The sequence below is a fragment of the Streptomyces sp. SID14478 genome (genome assembly GCF_010548525.1).
Taxonomy (GTDB): domain Bacteria; phylum Actinomycetota; class Actinomycetes; order Streptomycetales; family Streptomycetaceae; genus Streptomyces.
Map to the genome: position 1 here is coordinate 1 of NZ_JAAGMG010001414.1, position 465 is coordinate 465.

Consider the following 465-nt stretch of genomic DNA (forward strand, 5'->3'; position numbering starts at 1 on the left):
CGGCGTCCGGCAGCGAGTTCAGCAGCCGCCGCGCCTTGGCCAGCTTCGCCTCGACGCTGCGCTTGTGCCGGGCGACGGCCTTGCGGCTCTTGTCCAGGTCGGCGAGCTTGCGCTGCGCCTCGGCGCGCTCCTGGGCCAGGTCCCGCTGGGCGCCCTGCAGTTCGGCGAGGTCGCCGGCCTGCCGGGAGCTGATCCGGTTGAGCGCGCTGGCCCGGTCGAGGTAGCCGTCCGGGTCGGAGGAGAGCATCAGGGCCAGCGAGGGGTCCATGCCGCCGGAGCGGTACTGGGCCCCGGCCACCATGCCGAGCGCCTGGCGCATCTTGTTGATCCGCTCCTGCCCCCTGGCCACCTGGTCCTGGGACGTGGCCAGTTCCTTGCGGAGCTTGTCGGCGCGCTCGTCGGCCTTGTTGAACGCCTCGGTGGCGTTCTCCGCCTGCTCGTACAGGCGGTCCACCTCGGCCTTGG

General features: G+C 72.7%; 1 pseudogene. It reads right to left on the bottom strand.

What is annotated here, in order from left to right:
• Window positions 1-465: pseudogene (locus G3I40_RS44650) on the bottom strand (hypothetical protein); the annotation flags it as partial.